We start from the raw sequence: 26,890 nt of genomic DNA, 5'->3' as shown, positions 1-26,890 counted from the left end.
ATCGTTGATCTATCAGGTGGTCCCGTTGCGCTGTTCAGCAGGGCTTGACATACAGCTCAGGGGCCAAACGCAACGGTGTTGCCGCTGGAGTACTAGCCAGCCACTCCCGCGCTGCGGGGGAACCTCGCACACCGGCACCGCGTCGCCGGGATGGGCCGTCAGCGTGGTAGAGATCCCGACCGTGTCATGCATGCCGCGGGCGTTCAGCCCGAGCCGGAAGGCTGCGGCGTCGCCGTGTCCGGCGTCCGCAATGACCAGTGGCACCTCGGTCCCCCAGGAGTGGATCTCGCAGGCCATGTCCAGGGCCGGCTGCCACTTCTCCACGTGGCCTACGTCCTCGGGGATACCGCAGGACCGGCGGCGGGCGACCTTGGCCGGGTCTGCCTCCGGCGATGCCAGATCCCCGCTCTGAGGCAGGAACAGCCGCCAGTTGACCGCCGCCGAGGCATGGTCGCAGGCCAGGTGCAGCGAGACACCCACCTGGCAGTTGGTGACCTTGCCCGCAGTGCCGGTGTACTGCCGCGACACGCACGCCGAGGCGCTGCCGTCCTTCAGGAAGCCGGTGTCGTCGAAGACCAGCGCGGTCGGCCGGATCTCCGCCTCCGTCCTCCAGGCCAGGCGGGCCAGGATATGGGCCGGATGCCACGGGCTGGTGGTGATGAAGTGAGCCAGGGCCTGCCGGTTCCCGCCCTCCCCGAGGCGGGCAGCCATCGGCTCGACCGACTTGCGTTCGCCCTCGCTCAGCAGTCCGCGCAGGTAGACCTGGCCCTACCGGCGCTGGTCGTTGCGCGCGAACGGCTCGAACATCTCTGCCGCGAACGCCTCCAACTCACCACGCGCCGGAGCTATCTCGTCTGGAGTCACACCCCCTCAACTATCAACCGAGCCAAAAGACACGCTCAGTGGATCCAAATCTGACCAAGCCCTACCAGTTAACTGGTTACTTGTGGTAACGACATTCGACTGCGCGCCCATGGCGAGCACGGCTGCAGTCATGTGACCGATGCTGGCACGCGGGCCGCGATCTAGCGTCGACGTCGTGGACACGCCACTTTATGTCTGCCGTCGGTTCACATACATGAACGTGGCATGTGCACTCTCAAGATCGTGACCGTCGTCATCCACGCCGATTTCAGTCAAGAGGGGACCTTCGTGCGAAGATCCACATTTCCTGTCATAGCCGCCGCAGTGCTCACGCTGCTGATCCCGCAGCAGCCGGCCTCAGCCGCCGAGGTGCCCGACCAGCCTTATTCCGCAGGCACGATCCAGCCAATAGGTCCCGGCAACTATGCGTCCGCGAGCAACACCTTCGAGCTCGCCGAGACTGACGTTTCGGCGGGCCTGATGGGCCGCTCCCACTCGGTCGTCGGTCAGCCCGTGGGCGTCGCGCAGGCGCAGGACGCCCCGACCAGCCGCTCCGACCTCGGCGTGTTCGGCCCGAGCTGGGAAGCCGAGTTCCTCGGCGGCCAGCTCAACCGCACGCTGACCCAGGGCTCCGGCTCGATCACGACGACGGACCTGACCGCCAACGAGTCCACCCGCTACGACCTGACCGACTCCCTCGCCGGCACCAACGGCGGCAGCACCAACACCTACACGGCCACCGACGGCTCCACGCTGGTCCAGACCGTCAAGTGGGACGACCTCGCCGGGGTGCTGAAGACCACCGTCGTCGAGACGCTGAACGTCGACCTGGCCACGCCCGTCACGGGCGACGACGTCCCCGTCGACGCGCTCGGCAACCCGATCCCCGCGGCCGACCTCAAGCCCTCCTACACGTACAAGCAGGTCGGCGGCGGCGGCGACAACTGGCGTGTGGCGGCCGCGGGCAACACCGCGTACGGGCAGGTCACGGTCTCCTACGACAGCGCCGGCCGCGTGTCCACCGTCAACGAGCCCGCCATGGGCGAGGCCGCGGCGCAGTCCGTCAAGGTCAACTATGCCACCGCGACCACCGCGTCCGGTGAGACCCTCGGCGATGTGGTCGGCCGGGTGAAGAACATCACCGTTACCTCCGGGTCGACCGTACGGACCCAGGCCAGCTACTCCTACGACGGCTCCGGCCTGCTGCGCAAGGTCACCAACCCGGCCGACAGCAAGGACCTGGGCGCCTACAGCTACGACACCTACGACCGGCTGGCCACCGTCACCAACTCCGCCGGTTCCAAATGGGACCTGACGTACACCGGTGACGCCGCCGCCCCGGCCGCGGTGCAGACCGTCGGCACGACACCCGACCCGACCGCCCCCGTCACCATGCCCGACCCTCAACCCGCTACCGACGGCGGAATCCAGCCCTCGTATTGCGACTGGGCCATGAGGTGGATCTGGTGGCAGCTCGGGGAGTGCGTCACGAGTGTCGCTCACTACGGCTGGCGTACTCCGAACTGGAGGCAGCTTCCCAATAGCCGCTGGATCATGGGCATCCACTACGACCACTGCACCCACGCGCTGGACGCGCCGTTCGGCTTCAACTTCAAGACCGCGTGCGACGGGCACGACTACGCCTACGGAGTCATCGGCAACTGGTACAAGAACTACTTCCGCCGCATGACCCCGGACAAAAAGCTCGACGCCGACGGCGAGTTCTACGGACTGCTCAGGGACCAAACCTGCCCGCGTTACCGGGCCAGCGGCTTTTGCAGGACCATCGCCTGGGGCTACTGGCGAGCCGTCAGGGTCGGCGGGAACCCGGTGAACGGCGCAAACGCGACGGGGGCGATGTGGTAGGCCCAGCCCTTGGCGGCGGATTTCCCCCATTGATCGATCGGCTGTCTCGGCCTGCTGAGCGCTAGGGCCTTCCGAAAGAGAGGCCCCGGGGCCGGGCGGCGCGAGAACCTCTCGCCGCCCGGCCCCTTTTCATGCGCCGAGCGGGCACACCACTGCCCCAAGCACCCCTTTCGAGCACCCCTTTCACCCCCTTTCGGTGGAGTAGAACGTGAAGAGAGCCATACGTGCCGTGGTTGCCGCCGCGGCGGCAACCACGCTGTTCACCGCGATACCGGCGGATGCCGGCCCCCTGCCGCGTACCGGCACGGCCGCCGCAGCCTCGGCGGCATCCGCGGGGCACCACGACCCGGTCGACCCGAGGGTGCGCGACAAAGCCAAGGGCGGCACCGTCGTCCGCGTCAACGTCGTCACCGAGACCCGCACGGACCTGCCCGAAGCGGCGACCGCCGGCAAGAAGGCGCAGTCCTTCGACAAGCTGCCGCTGGTGACCTTGAAGGTCGACAAGAACGGCCTGGACAAGCTCGCCACACAACCAGGCGTGGTCAGCGTCACCGAGGACGTGCCGGTGCCGCCGACGCTGAACGAGAGCGTCCCCCTGATCGGCGGTGACAAGGCCATCGCGGCGGGCAAGACCGGCTCCGGCGTCTCTGTCGCCATCCTGGACACAGGCGTGGCCACCCACCACCCGTTCCTGTCCAACCGGGTCAAGACCGAGGCGTGTTACTCCGTCAACGACGCCACCTACGCCGCCACCAGCCTCTGCCCCGACGGCACCATGGAGCAGCAGGGGACCGGCAGCGCCGACGCCGACGCCGGCGTGTGCGCCACCCTCGGCACCGCCTGCGAGCACGGCACCCACGTGGCTGGCATCGCCGCCGGCGACGGAAACGGCCTGACCGGCGCGCCCCACTACGGTGTCGCTCCCGGAGCGGACCTGATCGCCCTCCAGGTCTTCTCGAAGATCGACTCCGAGGACTACTGCGGCGTCGGCGCCGCCCCCTGCGTGCTGTCCTTCACCAGCTCGCAGATCAAGGCCCTGGAGAAGGTGCTCGCGCTGAAGAACGCCGGCACCAACGTCATCGCCGCCAACCTGAGCCTGGGCGCCGGGCGTTGGACCTCCGCCTGCGACACCGACCCCCGCAAGCTGATCATCGACAGCCTCTTCGGCTCGGGCGTGGCCACCGTCGTCGCCGCCGGCAACAACGGCTACCCCGACGCGGTCAGCGCGCCCGGCTGCGTGGCCTCCGCCGTCACGGTCGGCGCCAGCACCGAGGACGACCAGCCGGCCACCTTCAGCAACCTCGGCCCGCTGCTGGACTACTTCGCCCCCGGCACCAACATCACCTCCTCCCTTCCCGGCGGGGCCTACGGCGTCAAGAACGGCACCTCCATGGCCACCCCCCACGTCACCGGCGTCCTCGCGATCCTCCACCAGGCCTTCCGCACCGAGAACCTCACCGCCCTGCTCGCCCGCCTGACCACCACCGGCAAGCCCATCACATACACCGGCGGCACCACCCGCCGCATCGACGTCGGCCAGGCGATCGGCGGCACCGCCCCCGATCCGGAACCGGACGCCAAACCCCGCCCCACCACCATCACCAACGACAAGGACTACGCCATCCCCGACCCGGGCATCCTCCAGGCGCCGATCACCGCCGACGGGGTCCCCGGCAACGCCTCGTACACCACGAAGGTGTCGGTGGCCATCACCCACGAATACATCGGTGACCTCAGGATCGACATCCTCACCCCGGACGGCCAGGCCTACCCGCTGCGCCCGCTGAACTCGACGGAGGCCGGCACCTCCATCAACACCACCTACACCGTCGACGTCCACACCGCCACCGCGGGCGGCACCTGGAAACTCCTCGTCGAGGACGTAGGGACAGGCCGTCGCGGCACCCTCACCTCATGGTCACTGACCTTCGCCAACTCCTTCGAGCAGAGGGGCTCCTACGCGATCCCCGACCCCGGCACCCTCACCTCGCAGCTCACCGTCGCGAACATGCCCGGCAACGCACCCTCGACCCTGCGGGTGTTCGTCGGCGGCACCCACGACTGGCGCGGCGACCTGCAGATCGACCTGCTCGCCCCCGACGGCCGCACCTACCCCATCAAATCATCGAGCCCGACCGAGAACGGCGGCAACCTCAGCAGCGTCTACGTCGTCGACGCCAGCCTCTCCCCCGCCAACGGAACCTGGAAACTCCTCGTCCAGGACACCTCCACCGGCTCCCGCGGCTTCCTCACCATCTGGTCACTGACCTTCACCTCCCTGGAGAACCAGACCGTTCTGTCCGTCCCCGACAACGGGTCGGCCGTGGACTCGCCGGTCAATCTCAGCAGCACCACCGGCATCACCGGCAACGCCTCCAAGGGCACCAAGGTCCACGTGGAAGCCACCCACGCCCGCCGCGGCGACCTGAAGATCGAACTCCTCGACCCCAACGGCAAGGTGTACCTGGTCAAGGCGGCATCCACCACCGACACCGGCATCAACATCAAACGCACCTACACCGTCGACACCAGCACCTCCCCGATGCTCGGCACCTGGAAGCTCCACGTCACCGACGTCACGACCGGTACCACCGGCACGATCGACGACTGGACACTGACGTTCTGATAGACGCCTGAGCAGTGGTGAAGGCACGGCCCAGGGAAACTCCCCGGGCTGTGCCTTTTCATGCGCAGGGCACTTTGCGCAGCCGCACTTCGGCGCCGGCCTTCTCGGCTGCGGTGGCCGCGGCCTTGGCCAGGGCGAAGGTGCCACCGGTCGCGGAGTAGTAGATCACTGACACGGTGACCGGCGGGGACAACTCGTCCATGGGGCGGTACTCCTGTGGATCCGGGCCGCCGCTTGGACCGACGGCCGTGCGTTTCCCAGACTTAATGCCGCGACACAGGGGCACATCAGTCATCTGACCAGCACTGCGCGGCGGGCCGGAAGGCCTGCCATTTGACTGAGGCCCCGACCAGTGATCTGCGCTTACCGTCGATCGCGTCGAGGCGAGTCCCTTGCCGGAACGTTCTTCTGTCCAGCGCCGTGAGCGCTCTCCGCAACGCCGGTCGCCGGGTGCGATCTTCATGCGACCCGCAGGGCGCTCACGGCGCACGCTTCACCGACCACGAAAGGTACTGACTCCAATGACATCAGCCCCTCGAACACCGGCCGACCGTCGCCGCTTCCTGAAGGGGGCGGCGACGGCGCTGGCCGTCCCGGTGGCCGCGACGCTGGTCGGCGGCGTCCTGGTCGAACCTGCCTATGCCAACACCGCAGCTCTGCCTGGATCAACCCGTGCCGGCGCCACAGAGCTGCCCGACTTCGCGCCGATTCCGGCCTCTGCCCTCGGCCCCGCGCTGAACGCGAACGGCTACCACGTCGGTCGGATCGCGGGGAATCTGTACTGGGTGACCGACGGGGCCAACCAGGCGATGTTCCTTTCCACTCGGCAGGGTGTCGTGATGGTCGATGCTCCGCCGACCATCGGGCACAATCTGCTGCGCGCGATCGACGACGTCACCAGGGTGAACGGTCGGCCCAGCGAGGTCACCCACCAGGTCTATTCGCACTCCCACGCCGACCACATCGGAGCTTCCGTGCTGTTCGGGCCCGACGTGGTGCGGATAGCCCACGCCGAGACGGCCAGGCTCCTGGAGCGCGCGGCCGACCCGAACCGGCCGCTGCCCAACGTGACGTTCGAGGACAAGTACCGGCTCAGGGTTGGCGGTGAGACGCTGCACCTGGATTACCACGGCCCCAACCACAGCCCGGACAACATTTTCATCTACGCCCCGGACTATGCCGCGTTGATGCTGGTCGACGTCCTGTTCCCGGGCTGGGTGCCGTTCCGGGGCCTGGCGGTCTCCCAGGAGATCCCCAACTGGATCAAGGCGCAGCGTATCGCGATGAGCTACCCGTGGCAGACGCTGGTGGGTGGGCATGTGGGGCGCTTGGGAGTTCGCGCGGACGGCCGGACACAGATTCAGTACATAAACGACTTGGAGGCGAGCGCCCGCGCCGCGCTGACCTCGGTCGATCCGACGGCGATCGTCGCCAAGTACGGGCCGCAGGGCAACGCCTGGGCGATCTTCAAGACCTATCTGGACGCGGTGGCCGAAACGGCGGCCGCGCCCGTGGTGGCGAAGTACACGGGGGTGCTGGCCGCGGCTGACGTGTTCACCTTCGACAACGCCTGGGCGATGATGGAATCGCTGCGGCTCGACACCGGTTTCCTCGGGCCGAACGGCATCCGCCCCTGAGGTCCGCTTGCCACGCCGGCGCCGGGGCGGGTACTCCAGCGCCGGCGTAGGTCATCCGACGATCCTTCGGCAGCGCGACGGGTCGTCCCCGACGACGTCGGCGGCTGGAGTCGGGCCACTGTCATCTGGCCGATGCGGACGCCGTCCGCCGCGTGGTCCAGTGGCCGTCTTGGACGCACCTGGTGACGGGCCGTTCCCGTCCCGGCGACGGCTGTTCGTCGAGCGCCGTTCACGCCGGGTGACACGATGATCGGAGGCTGCCGGTGACAGTGAACAAGACGAAGAGCTTCTCCGCGATGGTGGGAGCCCCGAACGGTGTCGCGCTGGCCGCCTCGGTGGAGACCAGCCCGTTGGACCGGGAGCGGGCCGCGCGCTACGTGGCCGCGCACGCCGCCGATGCCGACAACGCGCGCGAGCTCCTGGCGGCGCTGGGTCTGATCACGCTTTCGAAACCGAGGCCTGGCCGGCACCGCCGTACCAAGGAGCCGCCGGCACAGCCGGACGTCCTTACTGCCAAAGCCAGGGCCGAGGCGGAATCGATCGAGTCATGAACAGCGGCCATGTTGACAGCGTCCTGATGATTCACGGTCCCTGTATGGCCCACGACCTGTGGCGTCCCTGGACTACGCGCTACATGTCACGAGGCTACAGCGTGATCTCCTCCGCGGTTTCTGCGGAGCGTTCGTCAGTGGGTTGCGCCGACTGGTACAGCGATCCCGCCGAGCGGGCCAAGCTCACCGCCGCGACCGGCGATTACACGCGCCTCGCCGATACCCTGCCCGGCAACCCCATTCTGATCGGGCATTGCTATGTCTCGTCGTCCAGCTGCTTCTGGATCGTGGAATCGGTGCGGCCGGCGTGTCGATTTGCGCGCCGCCGATACCGGACCGTGCTGTTCGGCGGCCTATGGCGGCTGGCGAGCCCACCGTCGACTATCGTGCGGCTGCCCGCGCGCCGTTGATGTTGGTCGCGGGCCGCAGAGACCTGGCGGTTCCGGCCAAGGCCGTTTTCAACTCCGCTGCCAGGTATCAGAGATCGACGGCGGTGACCGGATACCTGGAGTATCCCGCCGCCTGTCACCACACTGTTGCCACGGCCGGCTGGGAGGCGCTCGCCGATGATCTGCTGGGCTGGGTGGAGCTGCAGTTGGGATCAGCGGTGGTCGATTTCCGAGCCGGGGCGTGGTGCCATCTCATCCCACTCAAGGAAGTCGTTGTGGCCGACATCCTGTCAGATCTCGGAATCGCGCTCCCCGTTCTCGCCGCTCCCATGAGCGGTGGCCCCACCATGCCCGCCATCGTCGTCGCTGCCGCCAAGGTCGGCAGTGTAGGGTTCTTGGCGGCGGGATGCAAGACAGCCGAGTCGCTCGAAGAACAGATCACCGAGGTCCGGGCCGAACGCGTGGTGTTCGGCGTCAACCTCTTCGTCCCGAAGCCCATCCCCATCTCGACGCGGTCCTACCGGGATTACGCCCGCGCCGTACAAGTCGAGGCTGATCGCTACCGGCTCACACTTCCCGGGCACGAGCCTGTCGAGGACGACGACGGGTGGAGGGACAAGGTCGATCTGATCACCGCCATGTCGGTGCCGTGGGTGTCGTTCACGTTCGGCATCCCTGATGCCGCCGTCATCAAAGCTCTGCGCGCTTCCGGGTGCACCCTTCTGCAGACTGTCACCACTGTCGCTGAGGCTCGCCGAGCGGCCGAGGTCGGGATGGACGCCCTCGTCGTGCAGGCTTCAGGGGCCGGCGGCCATTCCGCGACCTTCAGCCCCGAACGGCCGCTGCCCAAGGTCGGCCTTCCGGATCTGATCGCCGGTATCCGTCGGACTGTCGATCTACCCGTCCTCGCGGCCGGCGGGATCGGCGGCCCGGCCGACGTCACCGCTGCCCTTGACGCGGGAGCGGTGGCCGCCATGGTCGGCACGTTGCTGTTGCGTACCGACGAAAGCGCTGCGTCTGCCACCCATAAGGCGGCGCTGGCGAATCCGGTCTCCTCCACCACGGCGGTCACCCGCGCCTTCTCCGGGCGGCCGGCGCGGGGTCTTCGCAATTACTTCATGGCTCGCTACGGCCCCGTGGCCCCGGCCGGCTACCCGGGCGTCCACCACCTCACCAGCCCACTGCGGAAGGCAGCCGCCGACGCCGGAAACGCCCAATTGGTCCACCTGTGGGCCGGGACCGGCTATCGCGAAGCGAGGTCCGAACCCGCTGCCGATACTCTCCAAAGGCTTGCGAACCGGATCTGAACCGCCCTGCCCCGAACCATACGCGGACAGGTTCCCCGGCCACAGGACCTCCGTGTTCCCTCCCGCCCGCGTGACCTGTTGCTCCTCGGCAGTCACCGTGTAACGATCTCGCTCTCGGATCACGCTCTCGACAGAGTTCCTGACGGCCTGTCCAGGGAGCATGTCGCGATCTGACACAGCGGGCCGTAAGGGGGAAGGGGGAGCCGTTATGGTGTTCGTAGCATGTCGCATAGCCTTTTCGGAAGACACTCCCCGAGCCTCAGCCGCATCATGAGTGGCGATCAACGTGGTCCCGGCCGTGGCGGGAGTCTGGACAACCGTCGGCCGGAACGTAAAGTTCTGGCCCACCTGGTGAACACGGTACGGGCCGGTGAGAGCCAGGCCCTGGTGCTGCGCGGCGATCCGGGAGTGGGCAAGACAGTGCTCTTGGACCACTTGGCCGAACTCGCGGTGGGCTGCCGGGTGTTGCGTGTTGCCGGTGTCCAGACGGAGATGGAGCTCGCCTTCGCCGGGTTGCACCAGTTGTGCTTGCCCCTGCTCGACCGCCTTCCCGAGTTGGCGGAGCCACGGCGGGAGGCGTTGCGGATCGCCTTCGGGCTGAGCCAGGGCCCGGCCCCGGACCGTTTCCTGGTCGGGCTGGCTGTGCTGGGCCTATTGGCGGGGGCGGCCGAAGAGCGACCGGTCGTGTGCGTGATCGACGATCATCACTGGCTGGACGAGGCGTCGGCCCAGGCACTGGGATTCGTGGCGCGGCGCTTGAACGCGGACCGGGTGGGGATGGTCTTCGGGACCCGGCACGAGCGCGTGGAACTGGAAGGGCTGTCCGAGCTGCCGATCGCCGGGCTGCCCGAGGAGGACGCCAGAACCCTGCTGGAATCTGCCCTCACCGGGCCGCTGGACTTTCAGGTCCGGGACCAGATCATCGCCGAGACCCGCGGCAACCCGCTGGCTCTGCTGGAGCTGCCCAGAGGCCTGACTCCCGCTCAGCTCGCCGGTGGGTTCGGACTGCTCGCCGCCGTCCCCCTGTCCGGCCGGATCGAGGACAGCTACGTGCGGCAGCTCAGGGCCTTGCCGCCGGACACCCTGCGCCTGCTGCAACTCGCGGCGGCCGATCCGTCCGGGGACTCGGCACTCGTCCTCCGGGCGGCCGAGTCACTGGGCATACCCTTCCACGCCACCACCGAGGCGGCCCGAGCCGACATGGCGGAGTTCGGAGTGCGCGTGCGTTTCCGGCATCCGTTGCTGCGCTCCGCCGCCTACGGGTCGGCTTCTGTGGCCGAGCGCCAGGCCATGCACCTCGCGCTCGCCGAAGCCACCGACGCCGACGCGGATCCGGACCGGCTGGCCTGGCACCGGGCCGAGGCGGCGTCCGGGCCCGACGAGGACGTGGCCGCCGCGCTCGAGGCATCCGCGCACCGAGCCCGCTCCCGCGGCGGACTCGCCGCGGCGGCCGCGTTCCTGCAACGCGCGGTGCTGCTCAGCGCCGACCCGGTGCGACGCGCCGAGCGGATCCTGGCCGCCGCACAGACCCATCTGCAGGCCGGTGCCTTGAGCGACGTCCTGGACCTGCTGGCGGTCGCCGAAGCCGGTCAACTGGACGAGAGGCAGGCCGCCCGGGTGGAGCTGCTCCGCGGCCATGTCAGCTTCGCGGCCGGGACGGGCAGTGCGGCCCCGCCGCTGCTGCTGGCCGCCGCCAAGCGCATCGAACCGCTGGACCGCGACCTGGCCCGGGACACCTACCTCACAGCCTGGATGGCGGCGCTGTTCGCGGGCCGCAGGGTCGTCGGCGCAGATCTGACGCAGGTCTCGCGCGCGGTTCTGGGCCTCCCGCCGCCGCAGGGCCCGCCGATCCTGGCGGACCTGGTCCTCGACGCCTTGGCCCGCCTGGTCACGGAGGAACCCGCCGCGGCTGTGCCGGCGCTGCGGAAGGTGGCCGGCCTGTTCGTCACCGAGGGGATGGCTCCGGAGGAGGAGCTGCGCTGGGGATGGTTCGCCCAGGCCACCGTCAGCGCCCTGTGGGACCACGGAGCCTGGCGCGCCGTGCTCACCCGTCAGGTCGAGGTGGCCCGGGCCGCCGGAGCCCTGGACCAGCTGCCGGTCATGCTCGCCGCCCTGGGCGCGGCCACCGCGTGGGCGGGCGACATGACCGCCACGGCCTCCTTGATCGCGGAGTTCGACGCGGTCCGCGGCGCCACCGGGAGCCGGCTTGCGCCGTTCGCCGCGATGCTGCAGGCGGGCCTGCGCGGCGACGAGAGCGAGGCCATGCCGTTGATCGCCGGAACTCTCGCCGAGGCCCGCGCGAGCGGCCAGGGCGTCGCGGCGGCGTTCGCGAACTGGGCGTCGGCGATCCTCCACAACGGCCTCGGCCGCTACGGCGAAGCCTTGCTCGCGGCCGTGGAGGCCAGTGCGGAGAGTCCCGGCCTCTATGTGTCGCTGTGGGCGTTGCCGGAACTGGTCGAAGCCGCGGTCCGCACCGGCGACACCGCTCTGGCCCGGGAGGCGCTCGACCGGCTCGCCGAGAGCGCAGAGGCGGCGGGCACCGACATGGGCCTGGGACTCGCGTGTCGCTCCCAGGCGCTGTTGAGCGAGGGAGCCGAGGCCGAACGGTACTACCGGGAGGCGATCGACCGGCTCGGCCGCACCCAGCTGCGCCCCGAGGCGGGACGGGCCCGGCTGCTGTTCGGTGAGTGGCTGCGCCGGGAAGGCCGACGGGTCGAATCCCGGACCGAACTGCGGGCCGCCGAGGAGGTGCTGGCTGCCCTGGGCCTTCAGGCCTTCGCCGAGCGAGCGCGCCGGGAACTGCTCGCCACCGGCGAGCGGACGCGGCGCCGGCCGCTCAAGGTCGTCAGCACGCTGACGGGCCAGGAGGCGTTCATCGCGCGCCTGGCCGTGGAGGGCCGGACCAACCCGGAGATCGGATCCCAGCTGTTCATCAGCGCGCGCACCGTGGAGTGGCACCTCCGGAAGGTGTTCACGAAGCTCGGGATCACCTCACGGCGGGAGTTGGAGAAGGCCCTGGCCGAGGCGGAATACCAAGGCCCGGACGCTTAGCGATCCGCAGACGACCAGGGTGCGTACCGGTGGCGCACCCTGGCGGTCCGGTGCGCCGGGATCGGGAGGCTGGAAGCCGATACCCGATCCCGAGAGGCGGACCCCATGCCCACCATCACGCTCAGCGACGGCTCCGAGAAGTACTACAAGGACTGGTGCCAGGGCCGTCCGGTGGTCTTCTGCCATGGCTGGCCGCTGAACGCCGACGCCTGGGACGTCCAGGCGAACCTGGTGGCCGAGCACGGCTTCCGGGCGATCGCGCACGACCGGCGCGGCCACGGCCGGTCCACCCAGACCTGGCACGGCAACGACCTGGACCAGCACGCCGACGACCTCGCCGCGCTGCTGGACCATCTGGCCTGCGCGAGGCGATTCTGGTCGGCCACTCCATGGGCGGTGGCGAGGTGGTCCGCTACCTCGGCCGCCACGGCTCGCGGCGGGTGGCCAAGGCGGTGCTGCTCGGCGGGATTCCACCGCTGATGCTCAAGACGGCGGACAATCCCGAGGGCACCCCGATCGAGGCCTTCGACGGCATCCGGGCCGCGATACGCGCGGACCGGTCGCAGTTCCTCTACGACCTCAGCGAGTCCTTCTATGGGTTCAACCGCCCCGGCGCCGCAGTGTCCGAGGGCCGGCGCCGTCTGTTCTGGCTCCAGGGCATGCAGGCCGGCCTGAAAGCGGCCCTGGACTGCGTCGCGGCGTTCTCGGAGACCGACTTGACCGAGGACCTCAAGAAGATTGACATCCCGGTGCTGGTCGCCCACGGCGACGACGACCAGATCGTGCCGATCGCGGCCGCCGCGCTCAAGGCGGTGAAATTGCTGCCGCAGGGCACGCTGAAGGTCTACCCCGGTGCGCCGCACGGCCTGAGCGGCGAGTTCGAGACCGCGTTCAACGCGGACCTGCTCGCCTTCCTCGGCGCCGGCTGAGCGGCCGGCGCCGCATCACGACCGCCGGGATACGCGGTTGCCTGCCCGGCCACCCGAGCGGTGGCGGGTGGTGGCCTGAGCTTTCGCCACACAGCGGGGGAAGTTCAGCCGGGGGGGCGTCCCGGGCCAGGCGGGAGGGTTTCGGTGCTCTGGCGGGGCAGGCCACCTGCGGGCGCAGGTGCCGAATGTCGCGGCGGACGCGGGCAGGGGGAGTCTGTTCGGCGGGCTCGGCTTCTCCCACGGCCGGCGCAGGTCGGCCGCCAGCGGGCGGGCGAGCCGCAGCTGGGTGCAGACACAGGCCAACGTCCGGGCCCTGGCCGAACGCGTTTACCAGCTCGGCGGGACACCGAATCTGGATCCGGAGGTGCTGCACACGCGGTCGTTCACCTCCTACCAAGCTCTTCCGTCGGCGGACGTGGTCGGCATGGTCCGGGAGAACCTGCTGGCCGCGCGGATCATGGTGCAGACCCTCCAAGAGGCGATCCGCTGGGTGGGGGACGCCGATCCGACCACGCGCCGGTTGCTGGAGGGTGTGCTGGAGGACGAGGAGCGTGAGGCCTCAGAGCTGCGTCTGCTCGCCGATGGCAGAAGCGCCTGAAGCGCGAAGGACGGACTGGCCAACCAGAACGGTCAGCAAGGGCAGTTGGCCAGGACATCTGTCAGGTCTCTCCGAAACTCGGCAGCACAGTGCGGGCAGCACCACGCGACGCCCTGACCGCCTGAGGCGAAGGCTGGTCAACCGCTGGCTCGCCGAGCACCGCCCCCCGGCCAGCTCACCGACGGCCCGGTCGCCTCGCCCCGACAGAGTCGGCGAGGCGCTGACCCAGTCCCCGAGTTCGGGGAACACGGCTGTCGGCAACACGTTCGCGTGTAGCCGCGTGAACACCGGCCGCAGCCCAGGATCCAGCATGAGCGCGTGCCGTGCGGTGGCGCCAGGCGCGGCCAGCAGCACCGGCATGTCGGCCACTGCCTCGACGTCCCAGGCGGATATCGCGTCGAAGAAGGCTTTGAACGTGTTGGGGTAGGCGACCGAGTACGTCGGCGTCACCGCTATGGGAGCGTCGGCTTCGGCCACCGTGGCCAGTGCGGCCCGCAGTGGACCCACCAGTCGTCCGGTGACGAGGGTGCCGATCAACGTCTGCCCGTGCTCCTGGACCTCGATGAAGCGGGCTTGTGCGGAGGCACTTCGGGAATGCAGCTCCTCGACAGCCGCCTCGGCCAGGCGCTCGGCCAGCAATCTGCGGGCCGATGGCGGTACAGTCGGCGAAGGCGTCGGCGCCGGTCCCCTCGAACAGGTTGACGCGCAGCGCGATCACACCCTCTGGATCCCCCACCAGGACGAAGGACTCGGGTCGGATGCCGAGGGTCAGCGTCCTGGCCGCGCCCTCGGAGCCCTTCACGAAGGTCTCCCGATCGACGGGGACCACAAGGCCGTCGAGTTGTGCGTCGCCGTCGACGATCGGCACCTCGATCAGGTTCATGGCTGGTGAGCCCATGAAGCCGGCGACGAACACATTCACGCCAAGGCGGAATCGGGCAGCCCGCTTCGGTCATGCGACTGTGATCGGTGGGGGATTGACGGGTGTGGGTCGCGGGCCCGTTCACCGCGCTGACGAGGCCTAGGAACAATGACCTATTTTTCGCTCCCGGTGTGCGAACGCCGGCGTCTCCCGCGGGAGGGCGCGCTCACGCCCGCCAACTCGGCCGAGACCCGCGATCCGAACCGTTTGAGCACAGACAAATGACCGTCCGGGCAGCCCAAAGGCCATTGGCGTGGCCGTTTCCGGTCACGCGAGGCGGTCTGAACCGGCCTACGGTTGTGCCTTGCCCGCAATTCGATCCCCGTGATGGAGAGAAGTCTGGTCATGGACGTGAAGACACTGACCGAGCTGTTGCGCGAGGCCGAGGAGCACCACGGTTCGTACGAGGCGTCCGCCCCCGCGCATCACTGGTCGGATTGGTACGCCGCCTACATTGTCTCCCGCGCCGCCGGACACAGTTCCGAAAAGGCCGTGTCGGACGCCGGCAAGCACATGGAAGCGGTGCTGGGGTGAGGAGTGACTTCGATGTAATCGTCATCGGTGGCGGCTCACCGGGGGAGCACTGTGCAGGCGAACTCGCGGACGGAGGGCTGCGCGTCGCCCTCGTCGAGCAGCAGTTGGTCGGTGGTGAGTGCTCGTACTGGGCCTGTATTCCGTCCAAGACCATGCTCCGCCCCGGGGAGGCGGTCCACGCCGCCCGGGAAGCCGCAGCCACCGCACAGGTCGATGTCGGCGAAGCCCTGGCGTGGCGCGATTTCATGGTCTCCGACTACTCGGATTCCGGGCAGGAACGCTGGCTGGCGAGTAAAGGCATCACGCTGCTGCGCGGCAGCGGACGGCTCGCCGGTCCGGGCGTCGTCGAGGTCGGCGGGGCCCGGTGCACCGCCGGCCACGTCGTACTGGCGACCGGTTCCGAACCGGTGATCCCGCTGGTCCCGGGACTCCGGGAGCTGCCGGACGTGTGGACCAACCGCGAGGCCACGGGCCTGAAGGCGGTGCCGCGGAGGCTGCTCGTCCTTGGCGGCGGAGCGGTGGGGGCGGAGATGGCCCAGGCCGTGCGGCGCCTGGGCGGCGAGGTGGTTCTGGTCCATTCCGGTAAGCGGCTGCTGAGCCGCGAACCCGCGCTGCTGGGTGAGGCCGTCGCGGAGATCCTGCGCCGGGACGGCGTGGAGATCCTCCTCGATCGTCGGGTTGCGCGGGCGCGGCTGGACGGCGCGGATTACCTCCTCACCCTGGCCGACGGCCGGGAGGTCCGCGGCGACCGGCTCCTGGTCGCTACCGGGCGTCGTCCCAGGGTGGCCGACCTCGGTCTGGAGACCGTCGGCGTCCTAGCCGACGCGCGGGGGATCCCGGTCGACGGGCGGCTCCGCGCCGGTGAGCAGTTGTGGGCCATCGGCGACGTGACCGGTCTGTGGCTGTTCACCCACGCCGGCAAGTACCAGGGCGAGGTGGTGGCCTCGAACATCCTCGGAGAGTCGCGCCTCGCCGACTACACAGCGATGCCGCGCGCGGTCTTCACCGATCCGCAGGCGGCTTCGGTGGGCGCGGCCGAGGCGCTCTACACGGCGACTGTCCCGGTGTCCGGGGTGGCCAAGACTGCCACGTATACCCGCGAGTACTCCGAGTCGATCGGCTTCCTGACACTGCTCAGCGACGGACAGGTGCTGACCGGGGCGTACGCGGTCGGGCCCGAGGCCGGGGAGTGGCTGCAACAAGCGACGCTGGCCATCCGCGCACGGGTGCCGCTCGATGTCCTGCGCGACACGATCCAACCGTTCCCCACCTTCTCAGAGATCTACGTCGAGGCACTGAAGGCGCTTCGCGGCCGGATCGCCGCAGCCCCCCGACATGCCGCCGGCGACTGAGCATCCGAACCGAGGTGCACGACGTGGAATCGACGGGTCGCATCCTTGACCGCCCGGGTGACATCGGCCGTCGTCCCGTGGCTCATACCGCAGTCCACATCGGCGCCGGCACTCGGTACGGAGCAGATCGGCACATCCTCGGCGCGGCGGACGCCGCGCCGGCCGAGCCGGTCCACCGGAGCGGGGATCTGGCCGGCCGAAGCGACGAGCAGAAGGCGATGGTCAGGATCATCGGCGCAGTCCGAGCCGGGCGGAGTCGGGCGCTCGTGATCCGGGGCGCCTCCGGCGTGGGCAAGACCGCCCTGCTGGACCACCTGGCGGGCCAAGCCGGGGGCTGCCGTGTGATGCGGGTGGCGGGGGTCCGGCCGGCGAAGCGGCTCGCCTTCGCCGCCCTGCACCAGCTCTGCGGACCGCTGCTCGACGGGATCGAAGGTCTACCGGCCCCGCAGGGGACGGCTCTGCGGACGGCGTTCGGCCTGGTCGGCGGCCCGGCGCCGGACCAGTTCCTCATCGGCCTGGCCACCCTCAGCCTGCTGTCCACGGCCGCCGGGGAACGCCCGGTGGTATGCCTGGTGGACGACCAGCAATGGCTGGACCACCCCTCGGCACGGGCGCTGGGCTTCGCGGCCCGGCGCCTGGGCGCCGATCCCGTCGCCGTGGTCTTCGGCACCCGCAGCCCCAGCGACCACCTGGCCGGACTGCCCGAGATGCGACTGTCCGGGCTGAGGGAAGACGAGGCGTGCGCGTTGCTCGACACGATGGTGAGCGGACCGCTCGACGCACGCGTCCGCGATCGGATCGTGGCCGAGTCGCACGGGAACCCGGCGGTCTTGTGGGAACTGTCGCAGACTCTGACCGGAGCGCGACTCGCCGGCGGGTTCGGGTTGCCCGGCGCGGTGTCGGTACCGGCGCCGGTCCTGGAAGGACTCACGCAGCGGCTCACAAGCTTGCCGGACCCCACGAGACGGTTGCTGGAGCTGGCGGCCCTGGACCCGCGCGGCGACTCCGCGTTGGTGTGGCGGTCCGCCGCGCGGTCCGGCATCACACTTCAGGCGGCGGACCCGGCCGAGGCGGCGGGCCTGGTGGAGTTCGGCGCCCGCATCCGCTTCCAGCACCCCTGGCTGCGAACGGCCGTCCACCAGGCCGCTACCGAGCACGGCCGGCGGGCGGCCCATCTGGCCCTGGCCGAGGCGGCGGACCCGGTGGCGGATGCGGAATGGCGGGCCTGGCATCGGGCACAAGGCACGCCGTATCCGGACGAGAAGGTCGCCGCCGGGCTCGAACGATCGGCGGACGCCGCGCGGGCCTGCGGCGGCCTCGCCGCCGCGGCGGCTTTCCTGCGCCGGGCGGCAGAGCTGACCCCAGCACCCGGGCGTCGCGCCGATCGCCTGCTCGCCGCCGCGCAGACCGGCCTGCGCGGCGGCGAATTCGGCGAAGCGGTCAAAGCGCTGGCCGCCTTGGTGGGCGCACCTCGCGACGAGGCCAGGGATGCCCGGTCCGCGCTGCTCGACGTGGAACTCCGATTCCTGACCGCCCCGGGCACCGTCCCGGCCGGAGAGCTGCTCGACGCGGCGACGCGGACCGAGGCTGTCGATTCGGAGGCAGCCCGGGACGGGTACCTCGACGCCTGGTACGTCGCCCTGTCCACCGGTGGGCCCGGCGGTTCCGCGACCCTCGGACAGATCAGCGCTGTCGTCCGGACCGCTCGGCCTGCGGCGGATCCCACCTGCCCGCGGGAGATCGTCCTGGACGCCTTCACCCGGTTGGCGACGAAGGGTCCGCGCGACGCGGCACCTGCGTTGCGATCGGTGGTCGAACGCTTCACCGGTCCTGGTATGGCGCCCGAGGACGTCGTCCGCTGGGGTTGGTTCGCCCAGGCGGCCGCGGGAGCGTTGTGGGATCACGGTTCATGGCGGGCGGCGCTGGAACTGCACCTGCGGCTGGCCCGGGCGACCGGCGCCGTGCACCGGCTGCCGGTCGTACAGGAACTCCTCGGTACGGCCGCTGCGTGGTCCGGTGACCTCGTCGCCGCCGCAGAACTCGCCGCCGACGCCGAGCAGGTGCGCGCGGCGACCGGGATCAGGGTCCTGTCTTTTGCCGCGTTGACCGCGGCGGCTGTGCGCGGCGACTGGACCGAGGCCCCGCAGCTGGTCCGAGCCGTGATCGTGCAGGCGGGCGCCGATGGGCACGGTGCCGCCGTCGCGCACGCCGAATGGGCGGCCTCAGTGTTCTACAACGGCCTCGGCCGGCACGAGCAGGCGCTGGCAGCGGCCGTACGTTCGAGCTGGCAGCCGTGGGGCGTGGGCGCGTCCTCGTGGGCGCTGCCGGAGATCGTGGAGGCTGCCGTCCGGACCGGGGACCTGCTCAGCGCACACGAAGCCCTGGCCCGGCTGGCCGATTCGACCCAAGCCGGGGATGCCGACTTCGGACTCGGAGTCGAAGCGCGCTGTCGAGCGTTGCTGGCGAACGGCCCGGCCGCCGAGGACCTCTACCGAGAGGCCGTCGATCGGCTTTCCCGAACCGGATTCCCGCTGGAGGTGGCCCGCACCCAACTCCTGCACGGCGAGTGGCTGAACCAGGAGGGCTGCCGCGGGCAGGCTCAGGTCCCGCTCCGCGACGCGTTCGACCAGCTCTCGACGCTCGGCGCCGAGGCCTTCGCCGATCGCGCTCGAAGAGCGCTGTCGGTCGCCGGCGAGCGGGTCCGGCGGCGGGCGACGAAAGCGGTGGGCCTGCTCACCGCTCAGGAATCCATGATTGCCCGGCTCGCCTGCGAGGGTCGCACCAACCCGGAGATCGGCGCCCGGCTCAGTCTGAGCGGGCGGACCGTGGAATGGCATCTGCGGAAGATCTTCGCCAAGCTCGAGATCGCCTCGCGCCGGGAGCTGGAGCCGGCGCTGGTGCGGTTGGGCTGCCTCGACCCTCAGGCGTGATCCCGTCTCGTCAGACTGAACAGGAGCAGGCCATGACCCATACATCCGTTGCCGGCGCCGCCGCCCGCGGTGGCAGCCTCGCCGAACAGACCGTGGTGGTGATCGGCGGCAGTTCGGGCATCGGTCTGGAGACCGCGCGGCTGGCCCGCGCGGAAGGCGCTGAAGTCGTGCTGACCGGCCGCGACCCGGATCGGCTCGGACGAGCCGCGCGGGATGTGGAGCCTTGGTCCACCGCCGCCTTCGACGCCCTCGATCCGGCCGCTCTCGAAAGCTTCTTCAGTGACCTGCCGGATCGCATCGACCACGTGCTCGTCACCGGTGGCGGCCCGTACTACGCGCCTTTGGCAGAACTCGACCGCGACCGGGCGCACAAGGACTTCGACGAGCACCTGTGGTTGCCCATCGCCGTGGCCCGGTACGCCGTCGGCCGGGTCCGGTCGGGTGGCTCTCTGGTGTTCCTGAGCGGTACCGGCGGACGCAGCCGCGGCCCGGGACTGTCGATCCTCGCGGCCGTCACCGCCGCGCAGCCCGCCCTCGTCGCCAACCTGGCGGTAGAGATCGCGCCGATCCGGGTCAACCTCATAGCCCCGGGGTTCGTCGACACGCCGCTGTCGGCGCGGCTGCTCGGGGACGGCCTGGACTCCCGGCGCGACCAACTGCGGGCCACGCTGCCCATCGGGCGGGTGGTCGGGCCGGCGGACGTCGCCGCGCTGGCCGGGCATCTCATGGCCAACACCGCCCTCACCGGCGCGACCTACGACATCGACGGTGGCCAGCAGCTCGTCTCCTGACCGCTGCTGATGCTCGCTCCGACCGGGGATTCCGACCCGGTCCGCATCCGCCCGCAAGGCCCGGGGTGCGACTGGCGAGTCCTTGTCCGGTGTCAGGGCCCAGGCCATCACCTACTTTCTGCTGCCGCCCTCCGGTGGTCCCTCCGGGCCGACGGGAGCAACGGGCGAGAGCGAGGGCGGACATGCTGCCGGGCGACGTACGCGCGACGTTGTTGGACCGCGACCGCGAGCGTACCGAGCTGGAGCGGCTGATCAAGGACGTCCGCGGCGAGGAGAGCCAGGTCCTCGTGCTGCGTGGCGACTCGGGGGTGGGGAGGAGCGAGCTGCTGGATTGGCTGGCCGCCTCGGCCCACGGTTGCCGAGTGATGCGAATCGACGGTGTGCCAGGGCTGCTGTTGCGGTGTGGTGGACGACTGCCAGTGGCTGGACCAGGCATCGGTGCGCGCCGGCATTGGTCGCGCGCCGACTGGGCGTGGACCGGATCGCGCTGGTCTTAGCCACCCTCGCGCCGCTGCCGGAGCTGGACGGCCTTCCCGGGCTTGTGGTGGCGGGGCTTTTCGAGCCCGATGCCCGCGTCCTGTTGGAGTCCACACTCACCGAGCCGCTGCATCAGCGGGTGCAGGATCAGATCCTCGCCGAGACCGGCGGGAACCTTCTGGTGTTGCTGGAGCTGTTCCGCGGGCTGACCCGGGCGGAGGCGCGGACCGGCTGCGTTTCGCCCACACCATCCGCGCCGGCCTCGGCGTGCACGGCTTGGCTGAACGAGCCCGCCGCGAACCTGACCCCGCAGGAGGCGCTGATCGCTCGCCTGGCGCGCGAGGGACGGACGAACCCCGAGATCGGAACCCAGCTGTTCCTCAGCACCCGCACCGTGGAATGGCACCTGCGCCGCATCTACGCCAAGCTCGGCATCTCCTCAGGCCGTGAGCTCACCAGCAGGCTCCCACCGTCCTCGGACGAGTAGGAGGCGGTTCGGCCGTTGCCGAGCCCCGGGAACAGATCCAGGGCGCCGGACCAGGGACCTCCCTGGCGCTTGGCGGATCGGTCGGCGGCGATCGTGGATCCATGACCCGACGGCGCAGCGCCTTCCGGCACTGGTTGCGAAGTCTGGCGACCGTGGACATCGGCGGGTTGGCCGGCGGCTCGGCGGTGGTCGAGCCCTACGGTCTGCTGGCCGTCGCGCACGAGCAGCGGTGGGGCCAGCGGGCAGGACTCCGAACGAGAGAAACGGACGGCATGGACTACAGACTCGAACTCGTGGTGATTCCGGTCAGCGATGTGGACCGGACCAAGACCTTCTACACCAAGCTCGGCTGGCGCGAGGACGTCGACCTTGAGGTCGAGCCGGGGTACCGCCTGGTGCACCTGACGCCGCCCGGCTCGCCATGCTCGGTGCTGTTCGGCACCGGCGTCACCGCCGCCGAAGCCGGTTCGGAACGGGGGCTGCACCTGGTGGTCGGCGACGTCGAGGCGGCCCGAGCCGACCTGGTCGCGCGCGGCGTGGACGTCAGCGAGGTGTTCCACGACGCCAGCGGCCTGTTCCACCACGCCGGCACCACGGCTCGGGTGCCCGGTGTCGCCGCCGACCGCGCCAGCTACGGCTCGTTCGTGTCCTTCGCCGACCCGGATGGCAACACCTGGTACGTCCAGGAGATCACCACGCGCCTGCCCGGCCGCTGAGCTCGGGCGCTGCGCGGGTCCGCAGACGGGGCGTGCCGATCCTGCCGGTCAGGGTCGGCACGCCCTTCTCGGCTGCACGGTCGCGTGGTCCCGACGAGAGTGTCGGGCATGCGAAGAGGCGGGGCGGTCTTCGGGCGACCGCCCCGCGTTCTGCGTCAGCGCAAGGAATTGAAGGCGGTCCGGAGCTCCTGCGTCAGGATCTGCGGCTGCTCCCAGGCGGCGAAGTGCCCGCCCTTGTCGACCTCGTTCCAGTGGATGATGTTGCCGAAGGTCTGCTCGGCCCAGCTGCGCGGAGCACGGTAGATCTCGGCGGGGAACACCGTCACGGCGACGGGCAGGCGCGGGATCGGTACGGCGTTGAAGGGACCGCCGCCGGCCTGGTAGCCCTCCCAGTAGAACCGCGACGAGGATGCCCCGGTGTTCGTCAGCCAGTACAAGGAGATGGCGTCGAGTATCTCGTCGTAGCTGAGGACCTTCTCCGGCACGCCGCCGCTGTCGGTCCACTCGGCGATCTTGTCGTAGTAGTAGGCGGCCATGGCGCTCGGCGAGTCCGCGAGCGCGTAGCCGATGGTCTGTGGGCTCTGGTTCATCATGGCGGCGTAGCCGAACCCGTCGCGGTAGAAGTGCAGCAGCCGATCGTAGGCGATCTTCTCGCGGGGCGTCAGGGAGGCCGGCGCGGGATCGAAGTTGCGCAGGTGGCGGAGGATGTCCGGCTGCACCGTGCCCGGCATGTTGATGTGGATGCCCAGCAGGCCCGCCGGGCTCTGGACTGCGAGCTGTTCAGAGATGATGGCGCCCCAGTCCCCGCCCTGGGATACGTACGAGTGGTAGCCGACACGGAGCATGAGCTGGTGGAAGGCCGCCGCCACCCGCCCGGGGTTCAGGCCGGAGGTCGTCGGCTTGCCGGAGAATCCGTAGCCCGGCAGCGTCGGCAGCACCAGGTGGAACGCGTCCTCGGCTCGCCCGCCGTGGGCGGTGGGGTTGGTGAGCGGGTCGATGACCTTCAGCAGCTCCATGATCGAGCCCGGCCACCCGTGCGTCATCAGCATCGGCATGGCGTCGGCGTGCTTGGAGCGGATGTGCGCGAACTGGATGTCCACACCGTCGATGTTCGTGATGAACTGCGGCAGGGCGTTGAGACGCTTCTCCACCCGCCGCCAGTTGTAGTCCGAACCCCAGTACTCGACCAGCGGCCGCACCCGGGCCAACTGCGCCCCCTGGGCCCGATCGGCGACGGTCTCCATGTCCGGCCACCGGGTCGACCTGATGCGCCGTCGCAGGTCGTTGAGGTCCTCCTGCCGGACGTTGATACGGAACGGGCGGACGGCGGCGGCGCCCGGTGCCGAAGCGCCGAGGAACGCGGCACCGGCGGCGGGCTCCGCCCCGGACGCCGCCGGCGCCCGCCCCGGAAGAACGAGTTGCGCGGCCGCCGCGGCAGCCCCGGCGGCCGCGGCCAGGCCCAGGAACCGGCGGCGGCCGGTGCTGAGCCGGCCGGTGTTCTCGATTTCTTCCATCGGAAGACTCCTTTTCTGCCGTGTGGCAGGGATGGCGCCCTCTCATTGCGAGGGCGGGGAGGCGCATGTTCTCCCAAGCGCCAGCATGGGTCGCGGGTGTTCGCTCATTCGCCTGTGAAGCTCACTGGTCCGAACCCTGGCTTTATCGGCTCGCGTCGAGACTTCTCGAAATCCTGGGAACGTTCATCGGGATAGCAAGAAGGGATCGCCCGTGCGGCGGTCGAGAACGCGAAATCCTCGATCGCTGTCACAGGCGATCCCTGGAACCGGTGGTGGGATCGGTTGCGCTGTTGTTGTTCCTACCGCGCGTGTTTCAGCGCGCGCGAGAGCACGGTCATCCGACAGCCATGGCGCGCGTCATACCTCCTTGTGCAGCGCGGTAAGCGCGTCGCGTAGGGCCGCACGAGTCGTGATGCCGAGCTTCGGGAAGATCTGGTAGAGATGCGCGCTCACCGTCCGGTGCGACAGGTAGAGGCGCTCGCCGATCTGCTTGTTCGTCAGTCCGGTCGCGGCCATGCGGGCGATCTCGATCTCCTGCGCGGTGAGCGACGGTCCCACCCCCGCTCCTCTGGTGGCGTGCCCAGAAGCCCGCAGTTCCTTGCGAGCCCGTTCGCTCCAAGGCTTGGCCCCCAGGCGGGTGAACGCGTGCAAGGCGGCGGTCAGCGGCTCGCGGGCCTCGGCCCTGGCAGCGGTACGCCGTAGCCGTTCCCCCAGCGCCAGCCGGATCCTCGCGGACTCGAAGACCCAGCGGTCCGCCCCCGGAACAGACAGCGCACGGCGGAAGTGGCCGATCGCCGCCTCGTCCTCGGCCCGCAGGCCCGCCGCCCCGGCGATCAGCATCGCGTAGCGGTTGGACATCTTCTCGATCTCCAGCTCCCGCAGGACCCGCAGATGGGCTTCCGCTTCGGCGGTGCGGCCGGTACGTACCGCGGCTTCCACGAGGTCGAACATGCCCCAAGGGGCGTGCGCGGTGAACGGGGCCAGCGTGCCGGCTGGGGTGAGGGCGGTGGAATGCCGGTACGCGGCCTCGTAGTCCCCGCTGCCCAGACAGACCAGGGCGCGCGCCTGGTGGGCGAACGCTGCCGCGGAGCCGACGCCTCGGCGGGTGGCCCAGCGCACCATATCCTCGGCCAGGGCATTGCCGGCGTCGGCTTCGCCCCGCGCGCCGTGCAACAGCACCTGGTTGAACTGGAAATACCACGAGAAGAACGGGTAGCCGGCGGCGCACAGCCGCATTCCCTCATCGACCAGTTCCTGTGCCTCCGCCCACTTTCCGGTGATGAAGTCCTCCATACACAGGTGCATCAGGGCGCCCAGATGGCGCCGGATCGGACCGTCGCCGTCGCGGCCGGAGCGGACCAGCTCCCACAGCCGGTCATGGATGTCGCCGACGCGGTCCAGGTAGACCGTCGCGGTGGCGCCGCGGACCAGGGTCGTTGGGTCCGACGTCGAACGCAGCAGGGCGTGGACCTCGTCAAGGTCGGGCAGGGCCGAGTGGCCGGTCCGAGCCGGGTCCGGGAACGTCCGCCCGGCCAGTTCGAGGACCGGCGGCGGCTTCGGGGACAGTTTGGCGACCGTTTCGAGGAACGGCGCCCACAGCTCCGCCCGGCCGCTCCACCAGCAGACGAGCTGCAGGGCGTGCAGCGCGTCGATGAGGGCCGGGTCGCCGGCGTCGTAGTCGGGTCCGGCGGCCAGGATCGCCCCGGTCAGCAGGCGATAGACGGTGTCGAGGTCGGCGTCGTTGTTGATGAGGACGTACACGGCAGCCGCCGCCGCGTACAGTGAGCCGCTGGTGTCCAGATCCGTGTTCGGCCCGTCCGATCCGGACTGCGCGCGCCGGAGCAGTTCGGCCGCCCTGGCGAAGTCGCCGGTGGCCTCGGCGCCGAGGTAGGCGGCCTCGGCCAGTCGGCGGCTGCGGTCGCACGGGTCGGGGCTCAGGTCGGCGGCTCTGATGAGCCCGGACACCGCGCCGACCGGGTCGCCGCGGCGCAGCACGGCGTGAGCTGCCTCCTGCAGCAGCGCGGCGACGGTCTCGTCCGGTTCGATGGCGGCCTCCGCGAGATGCCAGGCCTGGACCTCGGGCCGGTGCGCCAATGCCGCGGCGAGCGCCAGATGCGCCGCCCGGCGGTGGGTGTGCGTGGCCGTGTCGACCACCGTCGAGCGGATCAGCGGATGCTGGAAGACCAGTCGCCGTGTTGCGGTGTCGATGCGGATCAGCCGGTCCTGTTCGGCCGCGGCCAGACCGGCCAGCGCCTCCGCCGCCCGCTCCGTGGCGCTCCCCGGATCGGGACCCCCCTGGCCGGAGTGGTGCTCCATCAGCTCGGCCGCGGACCGCAGCACTCCGAGATCCCCGGTGTCGGCCAGGGCGGCCAGCAACAGCAGGCGACGGCCGGGGGCGGACAGGGCCGAGATGCGGGCGACATACAGCCTGCGGGTGCGCTCGCCGAGCGACAGCACGGTGGGCAGCTCCTCGCGGGCTGCCTGCTGCGGGCCGGACAGTTGCCCCGGCAGCTCCAACAGCGCCAGCGGGTTGCCCTGGGCCTCGGCGACGACCCGGGCCCGGACCCGGTCGGCCAGCCCGGGGTGGCGTGCCGCGAGCAGCAGCCGCGCCGAGTCGTCGTCCAGCGGTGCCAGCTCGAATTCCTGCAGTCCGCCGCCCTCGAACACGCTGGACACCCCGGCCCGGGACGCGGCGAGGAACCCGATCCGGGTGTCGGACAGCCGCCGCGCCACGAATCCCAGCAGCACGGCGCTGGCCCGGTCCAGCCACGGCAGGTCGTCCACGACCAGCAGTAGGGTCTCCCCCGCCGCCGGCCGCAGCAGCGCGAGCACGGCGTTGACGACCATCAGCCGGTCCGGCGCCGGGCCGGTCCCGAATCCGAGGGCCACCTCCAGGGCCAGCCGGTACTCGCGGGGCATCTCGCCGATCCGGTCCAGGATCGGGCTGAGGAGCTGGTGCAGTCCGGCGAAGGCGACGTCGGCCTCGAACTCGATGCCGCCGGCCCGCAGCACCCGCGCGCCGGACTCGCCCATCGCGTCGGCGACCGCGTGCAGCAGGGTGGTCTTGCCCACCCCGGCCTCCCCGATCACGTGCAGACCTCGACCGGGGTCGGAAGCGAAGAACTCGCAGATCCAGTGAATGTCCTGCGTCCGCCCTACCATGTGCGACCGGACACCTGCTGTCTGCTGTCCGTCCATCCCCCACCATTCACTCTCGTCCGTTCCCCGCCGCTGCTCAGCGTGCCCGGTACCGGCGCGGGAATCGCCCGTGACCCCCCTTGCCCACCCCCTGGTCCCAGGTGCGGGGCGCCCCGGTGTCGGCGCGGCGACGGCGCGATGCCAGCGGTCG

The 26,890-nt window shown here is 70.3% G+C and carries 17 protein-coding genes and 4 pseudogenes; 14 read left to right on the top strand and 7 right to left on the bottom strand.

The genetic code is table 11. The annotated features are described in order from the left end of the window. Positions 1-12: 12 nt before the first annotated feature. Positions 13-756: a transposase gene (locus AB0N06_RS28205; protein WP_366137493.1), complete on the bottom strand. Its 744-nt coding sequence runs from the start codon at positions 754-756 to the stop codon at positions 13-15. Between the two features lie 333 nt (positions 757-1,089). On the opposite strand from AB0N06_RS28205, the gene AB0N06_RS28200 reads away from it, so the two are divergent. Together AB0N06_RS28200 and AB0N06_RS28195 are read left to right on the top strand one after the other, a co-directional pair. Beyond that, positions 1,090-2,730 carry a phospholipase A2 gene (locus AB0N06_RS28200; RefSeq protein ID WP_366137492.1) on the top strand — a complete coding sequence of 547 codons (1,641 nt, stop codon included), beginning with the start codon at positions 1,090-1,092 and terminating at the stop codon, positions 2,728-2,730. 208 nt (positions 2,731-2,938) lie between these two features. Next, a complete protein-coding gene (locus tag AB0N06_RS28195; RefSeq protein WP_366137491.1) occupies positions 2,939-5,356 on the top strand; it encodes a proprotein convertase P-domain-containing protein in 2,418 nt (805 codons plus the stop codon). 67 nt (positions 5,357-5,423) lie between these two features. Here AB0N06_RS28195 and AB0N06_RS28190 read toward each other — a convergent pair. Beyond that, positions 5,424-5,558: pseudogene (locus AB0N06_RS28190) on the bottom strand (NAD(P)H dehydrogenase); the annotation flags it as partial. A gap of 319 nt (positions 5,559-5,877) precedes the next feature. Here AB0N06_RS28190 and AB0N06_RS28185 point away from each other — a divergent pair. The 5 genes and pseudogenes from AB0N06_RS28185 (at position 5,878) to AB0N06_RS28165 (ending at position 13,220) form a co-directional block, all read left to right on the top strand. Beyond that, the gene (locus tag AB0N06_RS28185) at positions 5,878-6,993 is read left to right on the top strand and encodes an MBL fold metallo-hydrolase (RefSeq protein ID WP_366137490.1); all 1,116 of its coding nucleotides are present in this window, start codon (positions 5,878-5,880) and stop codon (positions 6,991-6,993) included. A 263-nt stretch (positions 6,994-7,256) separates the two neighbouring features. Beyond that, positions 7,257-7,544 carry a hypothetical protein gene (locus AB0N06_RS28180; RefSeq protein WP_366137489.1) on the top strand — a complete coding sequence of 96 codons (288 nt, stop codon included), beginning with the start codon at positions 7,257-7,259 and terminating at the stop codon, positions 7,542-7,544. 253 nt (positions 7,545-7,797) lie between these two features. Next, complete coding sequence (locus AB0N06_RS28175) at positions 7,798-9,240, top strand: nitronate monooxygenase (protein ID WP_366137488.1); 1,443 nt, start codon at positions 7,798-7,800, stop codon at positions 9,238-9,240. Positions 9,241-9,462: 222 nt separating this feature from the next. Further along, positions 9,463-12,291 (top strand): AAA family ATPase, encoded by a 2,829-nt coding sequence (locus tag AB0N06_RS28170; protein ID WP_366137487.1) that lies wholly within the window; start codon positions 9,463-9,465, stop codon positions 12,289-12,291. Between the two features lie 105 nt (positions 12,292-12,396). Further along, a pseudogene (locus AB0N06_RS28165) lies at positions 12,397-13,220 on the top strand (alpha/beta hydrolase). A 107-nt stretch (positions 13,221-13,327) separates the two neighbouring features. Here AB0N06_RS28165 and AB0N06_RS28160 read toward each other — a convergent pair. Continuing rightward, positions 13,328-13,508 (bottom strand): annotated as a pseudogene (locus AB0N06_RS28160) (transposase); the annotation flags it as partial. Between AB0N06_RS28160 and AB0N06_RS28155 the strand changes: the two are divergent. Then, positions 13,507-13,818: a ferritin-like domain-containing protein gene (locus AB0N06_RS28155; protein ID WP_366137486.1), complete on the top strand. Its 312-nt coding sequence runs from the start codon at positions 13,507-13,509 to the stop codon at positions 13,816-13,818. The pseudogene AB0N06_RS28160 and the gene AB0N06_RS28155 sit on opposite strands and share 2 nt — an antisense overlap. Here the strand turns inward: AB0N06_RS28155 and AB0N06_RS28150 are convergent. Next, positions 13,780-14,457 carry an NAD(P)H-dependent oxidoreductase gene (locus tag AB0N06_RS28150; protein ID WP_366137485.1) on the bottom strand — a complete coding sequence of 226 codons (678 nt, stop codon included), beginning with the start codon at positions 14,455-14,457 and terminating at the stop codon, positions 13,780-13,782. The genes AB0N06_RS28155 and AB0N06_RS28150 overlap by 39 nt on opposite strands. Before the next feature lie 115 nt (positions 14,458-14,572). Then, a pseudogene (locus AB0N06_RS28145) lies at positions 14,573-14,701 on the bottom strand (sugar ABC transporter ATP-binding protein); the annotation flags it as partial. Positions 14,702-15,085: 384 nt separating this feature from the next. On the opposite strand from AB0N06_RS28145, the gene AB0N06_RS28140 reads away from it, so the two are divergent. The 6 genes from AB0N06_RS28140 to AB0N06_RS28115 all read left to right on the top strand — a co-directional run bounded on the left by AB0N06_RS28140 (position 15,086) and on the right by AB0N06_RS28115 (position 22,027). Further along, positions 15,086-15,274, top strand: a complete 189-nt coding sequence (locus AB0N06_RS28140) for a bleomycin resistance protein (RefSeq protein WP_366137484.1) — start codon at positions 15,086-15,088, stop codon at positions 15,272-15,274. After that, on the top strand, positions 15,271-16,626 hold the full coding sequence (locus AB0N06_RS28135) for an NAD(P)/FAD-dependent oxidoreductase (protein ID WP_366137483.1): 1,356 nt from the start codon (positions 15,271-15,273) through the stop codon (positions 16,624-16,626). The genes AB0N06_RS28140 and AB0N06_RS28135 overlap by 4 nt, the downstream gene beginning before the upstream one ends. 77 nt (positions 16,627-16,703) lie before the next feature. Then, on the top strand, positions 16,704-19,556 hold the full coding sequence (locus tag AB0N06_RS28130) for an AAA family ATPase (RefSeq protein ID WP_366137482.1): 2,853 nt from the start codon (positions 16,704-16,706) through the stop codon (positions 19,554-19,556). Between the two features lie 32 nt (positions 19,557-19,588). Beyond that, positions 19,589-20,347: an SDR family oxidoreductase gene (locus AB0N06_RS28125; RefSeq protein WP_366137481.1), complete on the top strand. Its 759-nt coding sequence runs from the start codon at positions 19,589-19,591 to the stop codon at positions 20,345-20,347. Between the two features lie 472 nt (positions 20,348-20,819). Further along, positions 20,820-21,311 carry a helix-turn-helix transcriptional regulator gene (locus tag AB0N06_RS28120; RefSeq protein ID WP_366137480.1) on the top strand — a complete coding sequence of 164 codons (492 nt, stop codon included), beginning with the start codon at positions 20,820-20,822 and terminating at the stop codon, positions 21,309-21,311. 101 nt (positions 21,312-21,412) lie between these two features. Then, complete coding sequence (locus AB0N06_RS28115; protein WP_366137479.1) at positions 21,413-22,027, top strand: VOC family protein; 615 nt, start codon at positions 21,413-21,415, stop codon at positions 22,025-22,027. A 155-nt stretch (positions 22,028-22,182) separates the two neighbouring features. Here AB0N06_RS28115 and AB0N06_RS28110 read toward each other — a convergent pair whose 3' ends face one another. Next, positions 22,183-23,541: an epoxide hydrolase gene (locus AB0N06_RS28110; protein ID WP_366137478.1), complete on the bottom strand. Its 1,359-nt coding sequence runs from the start codon at positions 23,539-23,541 to the stop codon at positions 22,183-22,185. A gap of 357 nt (positions 23,542-23,898) precedes the next feature. Beyond that, on the bottom strand, positions 23,899-26,703 hold the full coding sequence (locus AB0N06_RS28105; RefSeq protein ID WP_366137477.1) for an AAA family ATPase: 2,805 nt from the start codon (positions 26,701-26,703) through the stop codon (positions 23,899-23,901). Positions 26,704-26,890 lie beyond the last annotated feature (187 nt).

It is taken from the genome of Streptomyces sp. NPDC051020 (assembly GCF_040683105.1).
Taxonomy (GTDB): Bacteria; Actinomycetota; Actinomycetes; order Streptomycetales; family Streptomycetaceae; genus Streptomyces.
Note: the sequence above shows the minus strand (reverse complement) of the source record. Positions and strands in the feature narration are given on the sequence as shown.